At 62.9% G+C, this 8,574-nt stretch carries 5 protein-coding genes; 4 read left to right on the top strand and 1 reads right to left on the bottom strand.

Translation table 11 applies throughout. The features are described from left to right. Nucleotides 1–242: 242 nt before the first annotated feature. The 3 genes from R3X27_RS21035 (at nt 243) to R3X27_RS21025 (ending at nt 4,550) form a co-directional block, all read left to right on the top strand. On the top strand, nt 243–1,517 hold the full coding sequence (locus R3X27_RS21035; RefSeq protein WP_317710859.1) for a hypothetical protein: 1,275 nt from the start codon (nt 243–245) through the stop codon (nt 1,515–1,517). A 500-nt stretch (nt 1,518–2,017) separates the two neighbouring features. Beyond that, entirely contained in the window at nt 2,018–3,727 is a 1,710-nt protein-coding gene (locus R3X27_RS21030; protein ID WP_317710858.1) for a tetratricopeptide repeat protein, read from the top strand. Then, nucleotides 3,714–4,550: a 4-(cytidine 5'-diphospho)-2-C-methyl-D-erythritol kinase gene (locus R3X27_RS21025; protein WP_317710857.1), complete on the top strand. Its 837-nt coding sequence runs from the start codon at nt 3,714–3,716 to the stop codon at nt 4,548–4,550. The genes R3X27_RS21030 and R3X27_RS21025 overlap by 14 nt, the downstream gene beginning before the upstream one ends. A 6-nt stretch (nt 4,551–4,556) precedes the next feature. Here the strand turns inward: R3X27_RS21025 and bcp are convergent, their stop codons facing one another. Then, a complete protein-coding gene (gene bcp / locus R3X27_RS21020) occupies nt 4,557–5,045 on the bottom strand; it encodes a thioredoxin-dependent thiol peroxidase (protein WP_317710856.1) in 489 nt (162 codons plus the stop codon). Between the two features lie 134 nt (nt 5,046–5,179). On the opposite strand from bcp, the gene R3X27_RS21015 reads away from it, so the two are divergent. Then, nucleotides 5,180–8,572 (top strand): AsmA-like C-terminal region-containing protein, encoded by a 3,393-nt coding sequence (locus tag R3X27_RS21015; protein ID WP_317710855.1) that lies wholly within the window; start codon nt 5,180–5,182, stop codon nt 8,570–8,572. The last annotated feature ends 2 nt before the right edge of the window (nt 8,573–8,574 follow it).

Genomic DNA, 8,574 nt, shown 5'->3' with positions numbered 1-8,574 from the left:
AATGACCGATGCTGCACATTACAGAAATGTCGGCTCTACGCAGTTCGACGCACCCGCATTTGAGGTCGGACCGGACGGGTTTGTCGAGGCTCTCAGGCTGTTGGTTTGGTCAGAATGGTACTAAAATGGCTTAGGGCGCGCTGTTCGTTTGCTACTCGCCACGTCTTGCAATAGAAGAACGAGAAACGCACATAGGATGCTTGCACAGCGTTCAACATTGTAGCAATCAAAGGGCAGGCACGATGGATATTTCCGACATAACCGCTGCGGTCATCAAGCGGGCGGAAGCAGCAGGATTTGAAACGGATGTCCATGAATTTCAATTTGAAGATGAAAAAGGCGTAAACTTCTACATCTTTTTTCCTGCAGGAAGGGAAAAAAGACGTATTGGCCTCTCCTCCGGAAATAGGGCAAGTCGCTTACATTCCATTGAGTTTGAACGCTTTTCATTTTTGGGCGGCTTCGAAGCAATCGTAGATCTAAAAAAGGGGGAAATTGAGGCCGCCATCTCGCCAAGGGAGCCCTTTAGCATTGCCGCTTTGGAAAGGCGGTTGGGTATTGCACTGGCTTCGGGAAGTGATGAAGAGGAAGGCAGCGATGAAGAGGTCGCGTTCGCATTGCGGGCTGAACGGCCGGACGGCGTCTCCGTAGAGATATCTAGATGCACAGAAGAACTAAACGCCCTAACTACTGGGCCGCGCGCGCGCACGTTGCTAAGTCTGAAAATTTCTCTTGGAGGCGAACGAAAGCACGCATCAGCACTAAAAGCACTAGAAACGATCTCCAACTCCCTTTTTTTCCAGTTGGACGTAGAGAGGGGTGTAGCCTTGGCGCTTCGAAAGACATACCGAAGGCACCGCCCTGTTCGATCGCGGAGTTCAAGCGCGGATGAAACGACCAGCATTCAGTTTCCTGCGTTTGAGTACGACGAAGCGCCAATCTCTTTGTATTGGTATGCAAAAAGTGCTCGGGGAATGCCGCTTCTGCAGTTTCTAGCTTATTATCAGGTGGTTGAATACTATTTTCCGAACTTTTCCAAACTCGAAGCTGTTAGAAGCGCACGAAAGATCCTCAAACATCCCAGTTTTAGAGTGGATCGAGAGTCTGATCTTACCAAGCTGGTTGCAACAATTTCCGGCAATGGACGAGTTGGAACAAGCGAGCGCGAGCAGATGAAAGTTACCGTTTTGGAAGTTCTGTCTTCGGACGACGTCAAGCAGTTTTTTGACGATAACGAGGAAATCTCAGAGCTACTGGGAAAGAAGCGAAAGGGCATCACGGATAAAACCGTAAACATCGCTCGAAAAGATCACGATCATCGAGCTGATATTGCGGAATTGCTCTACGATATCCGATGCCGTATCGTTCACACAAAAAACGGGTTTGAAGGCCTTCAACCGGAAATGATACTTCCGTTTTCTGCAGCAGAAGAGGATATGTGGGCGTACACGGAGTTGATGCAATTTGTCGCACAAAATGCTCTGGTTCGTTCCAGTTCGGTCTTAGGTTCTGTGTAACTATCGTAGACTTTGTCCCGCGAGCGGTCGCTCTCCCGGATAATAGCAATGGCTGCTTTGTCCGCTGACCGGCCTTTCTTTTGGGCCGCCGCGATGGACCGGTTTTTGTCCGCGTCGACGAGACATGAATCGACGCGACGAGACGGGCCACCCCGCTGCGAGTGATTGCAAGGCCGCGCAGTCTTGTCGTTCAACCCGACGCCTTAAAAACGATGCGAGCCCTTGATGCAGTTGTGCCAGATATCCCCTGGTTGCGAGATCTGGCCTTGGCCGTTGCACGCGGATGTCGCAGCGCTCGCTCGCCGGAGCCGCCAGCTGTTGCCCGCCGGCGGGTGATCCTCCCACCCGGTCCTAGACGGCGCGAACCTGTTCACGGCGCCATGATCTGTAAACTTTCCGTGCGCGACAGGCGGAGAATGGATCGGCTTGGCCGCCCCATATTGTTTCGGCGGGGTTGCAGGGCTAGGTTGATCGACAACAGATCCAACCGAGGCCACCCCTTGCCCCTGATCAGACATCTCCCGCTCGCCCTCGCCCTGTCCCTTGGACTCGCCCTTCCGGCGACGGCGGAGGATCCCGGACGCGGGTTCTCCGGCGCCTATCTTGCCGCGCGCTCGGCGAGCTTCAACAGCGACTACAAGGCCGCAGCGGAGTATTTTTCCCGCGCTCTGGCGCGGGACCGAACCAATCCCGGCCTGCAGGAGAACGCGGTTCTCGCCTATACAGGACTTGGAGAGATCGAGAAGGCCGTGCCCATCGCCCGCGCGATGCAAGGGCTCGGCTATAACAGCCAGATGGCCAACATGGTCCTCATGGGCTCAGAACTGAAGGCGGAAAACTACGACGGTGTGATCTCCGGGCTTGACGGCCCGCAGGGCGTCGGACCGCTGGTGGACGGGCTCGTGCGGGGTTGGGGCCTGATGGGCATGGGGGATGTCGACGGGGCGATGGCCGCCTTCGACAGCGCCACCGAAACCACTGGCCTCGCCGCGTTCGGTCTCTATCACAAAGCATTGGCACTGGCATTGGCCGGGGATTTCGAAGCGGCAGAGGTGGTCTTCTCGGGCAAGGGTGGCTCGCCGCTGCGCCTGACCCGTCGCGGCGCCATCGCCCATTCGCAAGTTCTGAGTCAGTTGGGGCGCAACGATGCCGCAATCGAGTTGATCCTGCTTGGCTGGGCCAATGATCTCGATCCGGGGCTGGAAGAGTTGCTCGGCCAGTTGCAGGCGGACGAAAAGGTTCCCTTCACCCAGGTCGGCAGCGTCCAGGACGGGCTGGCTGAGGTGTTCTATACCGTGGCCGGCGCGCTGGAGGGCGAGGCAGCCGACAGCTACACGCTGCTCTATGCCCGCATCGCCGAATATCTGCGCCCCGATCATGTCGATGCCATCCTGCTCAGCGCCAACCTGCTGGAAGCGCAGGAACAATATGAGCTGGCCACCGTCGCCTACAATTCCGTACCGCGCGAGGATGCCGGCTTCCATATCGCCGAAATCGGCCGTGCCGCCGCCCTGCGCGCCTCCGGCCGCCACGAAGCCGCCATCGAGGTGCTGGAACAACTCGCCGAAACCCATGGCGACATTCCCATCGTTCAGATCACACTGGGCGACAACCTGCGCGCCGAGGACCGCTTTGACGACGCCTCGAAAGCCTATGACGCCGCCATCGCGCTTTTCGAGGAAGAGGAACGCGGCCAATGGATCGTCTACTACGCTCGCGGCATCACCCATGAGCGCGAGAAACGCTGGGATATTGCCGAAGCCGACTTCCGCAAGGCGCTGGAACTGAACCCGGGTCAGCCACAGGTGTTGAACTATCTCGGCTATTCCTATGTCGAGATGGAGACCAATCTCGACGAGGCGCTGGAGATGATCGAGGAGGCCGTCGCGGCATCCCCTGGCTCGGGCTACATAATCGATTCGCTGGGCTGGGTGCTCTACCGGATGGGCCGCTACGAAGAGGCGGTCGAACATATGGAGCGCGCCGCCGAACTGATGGCCGTGGACCCGATCGTCAATGACCACCTTGGCGATGTCTACTGGTCCGTCGGTCGGCAGATCGAGGCCGAGTTCCAGTGGCACCGCGCCCTCTCCTTCGATCCCGAGCCGGAAGAGGCCGACCGGATCCGGCGCAAGCTGGATGTGGGGCTGGACGTGGTGCTGGAAGAAGAAGGTGCCGAGCCCCTGACCGTTGCCAATGGCGCGGATTGAGGCGGCCGCACCCGCAAAGGTCAATCTGACCCTGCATGTGACGGGACAACGGCCAGACGGGTATCACCTGCTGGACTCGCTGGTCGTCTTTGCGGATTCAGGCGATCGGATCACTGTCGCGCCGGCCCCTGAGACCCGTTTTTCTGTGACCGGCCCGCGGGCCGAGGGCGTGCCGACCGATGCCAGCAATCTCGTGTTGAAGGCAGCCACGCTTATGGCGTGTGCACCGTCTGAAATTACGCTGGAGAAACGCCTGCCCGCCGCGTCGGGCATCGGCGGCGGCTCCGCGGATGCCGCCGCGACGTTGCGCGCCCTGTGCCAACTGTACCACCTGCCCTTGCCCAGCGCCGAAGAGGCGTTGCGGCTCGGCGCCGATGTTCCGGTCTGTCTTCAGGGCCGCGCGATCCGAATGTCCGGCATCGGCGAGCGGCTGGATCCGGTCCCTGCCCTGCCGCCGCTTCCGGCCGTCCTGGTGAATCCGGGCGTCGAAGTGTCGACCCCGGAGGTCTTTCAAAAGCTCACCAGGCGGGACAATCCGCCAATGCGGGACATCCCAGCCGGACTCACCGGACCGAATGAGCTTGCCGCGTGGCTGGCAGCCCAGAGAAACGATCTCGAAGCCCCGGCAAGGTCGCTGGCCCCCGAGATCAGCCACACCCTTGCCGCCCTCGCGGCGACGCAGGCCTGCCTTCTCGCACGCATGTCCGGCTCCGGCGCCACCTGTTTCGGCCTCTACCCGGACGCGGAAAGCGCCGAATTTGCCGCCGAGAGCCTGCGCGCCGCACAGCCCGATTGGTGGGTGCTTCCGACAGTCCTGACCTGACCCCTGTCAGTCGAGCGCGCGCAGCGCGTCCAGCACTTGCTCGACATGGCCGTCCACCTTCACCTTGCGCCAGATCCGCGCAATCCGGCCCTCGGCATCGATCAGGAAGGTCGCGCGTTCGATCCCCATGAAGGTCTTGCCGTACATCTTCTTCTCGACAAAGACGCCGTAGCGTTCGCAGACATCCGACTCCGCGTCGGACAGCAGCGCGACGCCAAGATCATGCTTGGCGCGGAAGTTCTCATGTTTTTTCACGCTGTCCTTGGAAACCCCGAGAATCTCGCCGCCAGCTTCTTCGAAATCCTGCTGGCGACAGGTGAAGCCGATGGCCTGCTTGGTGCAGCCGGGCGTGTTGTCCTTGGGGTAGAAATAGAGCACCACGGGGCGCGGACGCAGCGCCGAAAGGGTGACCTCCGTTCCGCCATCTCGCGGAAGGGTGAAGTCGGGCGCAACGTCGCCCTCGGCGAGGGGCTTTCCGGCGGGGGTGTCGATCATGTAACGTTCCTCTCTCTGGCAGTCCGTTGCGCTTTCTTTCTAGTGCTGGCGGCGCGAAGATAAAGGGGACGGGCCGAGAAAGCAGGCGGATCGCCCCGTAAACGAGCCCGGGAGAAGAGCAACAAGGTGCGGGTGTGAGTGTAAACGCGGAATCCGTGGACGTGGTGGACCCGGAGGCGGAAACCACCGCCTCGGAACAAACCGTGCCCTCCAAACGACGCAAGCCGCGCAAACCGAAGCGGCGGCGCTGGCGTCTGCTGTCCTGGACGCTGTTCATCCTCTTCGACATCGTCGTGCTTCTGGGGGTTGGGCTTTTCCTCGCCACGTCGCTGCTCTCCGGGCGCGATCTTCCCGCGCCGGACTGGACGGCTCAGGAGGCCGGGCGCATGTTGTCGCGCGGGCTTGGCGGCGGGCGCGCCGAGGTCGGCGCGATCACCGTCCGGCTCGCCAGCAAGGCCCTGCCGGAAGTGGTGTTCCGGGACGTGACCGTGACAGCCCCGAACAACGCGGAACTGGTCACGGTGCCGTCGCTGCAGGTCACTCTCGACAAGCGCGCGCTCTGGCGGGGAGAAGTCCAGCCGCGCGCCTTCCGCGTCGATGGTGCAACAGTGGAGCTGCGGCGCAAGGCCGACGGGACGTTTGATCTCGGCTTCGGCGATGGCGGCGCGCTGTCGGCTTTCGCCTCGCTGGACGAGGCGATTGCCGCGGTGCAGTCGGTGTTCGATCTGCCGGGGCTGGTGCCGGTGGAGCGGGTGGAGGTGCGGTCTTTGCGGGTCTTCTACGAGGATGCGCGTGCGGAGCGGGCCTGGCGGATCTCCGAAGGCAGCCTTCTGTTGACTCACACCGCCGAGGCGCTCTCGCTCGCGGCCTCTCTTGAGTTGCCGGATGCGGAGGCGGCCAACGACGCGCCGGCCAGCGTTGCGCTGCGCCTGAGCCTCGGAAAGGCGGGGGCCGAGGCGGAGGTCTCGGCATTGGTGGAGAATGTCGCCGCTGCCGATATCGCCGCCCACAGCCCGGCGCTGTCCTGGCTGGAGCCGCTGGAGGCGCGGGTATCGGGCGCGGTGATCCTGGGCACAACCGAGGATGGGCGGATGGGGCCGCTCAACGGCACGCTGGAGATTGGTCCGGGGCTGTTCCAACCCGAGACCGGCGCACGGGCAATCCCTTTTGATGGCGCACGCACCTATTTCGGGTATCGCCCCGAAGCCCAGCGCATCTCGTTCCAAGAGGTGGAGATTCGGGCACCGGACGGCACGGTCCTGGCGTCGGGCCACGCCGATCTGGAAGGAATCGAGACCGGATGGCCAACCGCGCTGATCGGTCAGTTCCAGATCGCCAACATGCGGTTGGCCCCTCAGGGGCTTTTGCCGGAGCCGGCGCTGTTCGACGAGGGCACGATCGACGTGAAGCTGACCCCGGAGCCTTTCACGGCGCGGATCGGGCAGATGTCGTTGCGCACCGCCGATCCGACGGGCGATCACGGACAGACGCGGCTGCGCGCGACAGGACAGATCAGCGCGGATTCGGATGGCTGGCACGTATCCCTCGATCTCGGCGTCGACGCGGTCGAGGCCGGCCCGATGATGGCGCTCTGGCCGTTCGAGTTGGTGCCCCAGACGCGCCGCTGGATCGAACGACGCATGACCGCCGGTGTGATCCGGGACGCCGAGGCCGGGCTGCGCATCGAGCCCGGGGAGCGGCCGGATGTGGCGATGAGCTTTCAGTTCGAGGACGCGACGGTGCGCCCGATGGACAGCCTACCGCCGATCACAGGGGCAACCGGCTATGCCGCGGTCGGGCGGTATCGTTTTGCGGCCACGCTGGAGCAAGGACAGATCGCGCCACCGGAGGGCGGGCTGATCGACCTCGCGGGCTCGACCTTCCGGGTTCCGAACATGCGCGAGAAACCGTCCATTGGCGAAATCCTGTTGCAGTCGACATCCGAGGCAACCGCGGCCCTGTCGCTTCTCGACCACGAACCGTTCCGCTTCCTGTCCAATGCCGGACAGCCGGTGGCGCTGGCGCAAGGAACGGCAAAAACCGAGGGACGCATCGCCTTCCCGATGAAACAAGGCCTCACGGCGGCCGATGTCGATTTTCGCATCGACGCCCGGGCCGATGCGCTGCGATCGACCGTTATCGTGCCGGAGCGGCAGCTGGACGCGCGGGATGTGACCTTGCTGGCCACGCCCGACGGGATGGAGCTTGCCGGGACCGGGACGTTGGATGACGTGCCCGTACAAGGGAGCTTCGAGCTCTCCTTCCGCAAGGACGGCCCGGTCCCATCCGTCGAAGGGCAGGTCGAGATCGGCGAACGGTTTGTGAAGACCTTCGGGATCGGACTGCCCGACGGGTCCGTCACCGGCGCGGGCTGGGGGCGTTTCGCGCTCGCCATGCCACGCGGGGAAGCGATGCGCTTCACGCTCAGCTCGGATCTCGTCGGGGTCGGTCTCTCCATGCCGCCGCTTGGCTGGTCCAAGGGGCGCAACGCGGCCGGTACGCTGGAACTCTCCGGACGGCTGGGCGCGCGGCCCTCTGTCGAAAGCCTTGAGCTGAAGGCGGCAGGGTTGACGACGACCGGCAGCCTGACGACCAGCGCCGAAGGCGGGCTGGAGCGCGCGCGTTTCTCACGTGTCTCGGTCGGGGCCTGGCTTGATGCGCCCGTAACGCTCACCGGGCGTGGACTGGGACGGGAACCCGCCATCGCGGTTGAAGGTGGCCGGATCGACATCCGCAAGACCTCTCTCGGAGGGGCCAGTGGCGGGAGCTCGGCTTCGGGCCCTCCGGTCACCTTGGCGCTCGACCGGCTCACCATCTCCGATTCCATCGACCTGACGGGGTTTCGCGGCACGCTGACCAAGGCGAAAGGCTATTCGGGCGATTTCACCGGCTCGGTGAATGGGAAGGCGAGGGTCTCGGGGACAGTCGTGCCCGGGCGCAATGGTGGCACCGCGGTGCGAATCCGGTCCGACAATGCCGGCGCAGTCTTCAAGGCCGCCGGGATGTTCCAGCAGGCCAGCGGCGGCACGATGAACCTGATCCTTCAGCCGCGCCGGACAGCCGGCGAGTACGATGGCCAGTTGACGGTCGAGGATATCCGGGTGCGATCGGCCTCGGGGCTCACCGCTCTGGTCAACGCGATCTCGGTGGTCGGGTTGATAGACGAGTTGAACGGTGCCGGACTCGTCTTCACCGATGTCGAGGCGGTGTTCCGCTTGACGCCCAGCTTCGTGCACGTCACACGCTCCTCCGGCGTCGGGCCATCGCTCGGCATCTCCATGGAAGGGGTCTATGACATGGTCTCGGACCGGCTCAACATGCAGGGCGTCTTCTCGCCGGTCTACATGGTCAATTCCATTGGCCGGATCTTCACCCGCAAGGGCGAGGGGCTGATCGGCTTCACCTACCGGATGCGCGGCAGCGCGGACGATCCGCGCGTCGATGTGAACCCGCTTTCGGCGCTGACGCCGGGCATGTTCCGGGAGATTTTCCGCGCACCACCGCCTGTGCCGAACTCCGGAGGCTGAAC

This window comes from Tropicimonas sp. TH_r6 (genome assembly GCF_033101155.1).
GTDB lineage: Bacteria > Pseudomonadota > Alphaproteobacteria > Rhodobacterales > Rhodobacteraceae > Tropicimonas.
Note: the sequence above shows the minus strand (reverse complement) of the source record. Positions and strands in the feature narration are given on the sequence as shown.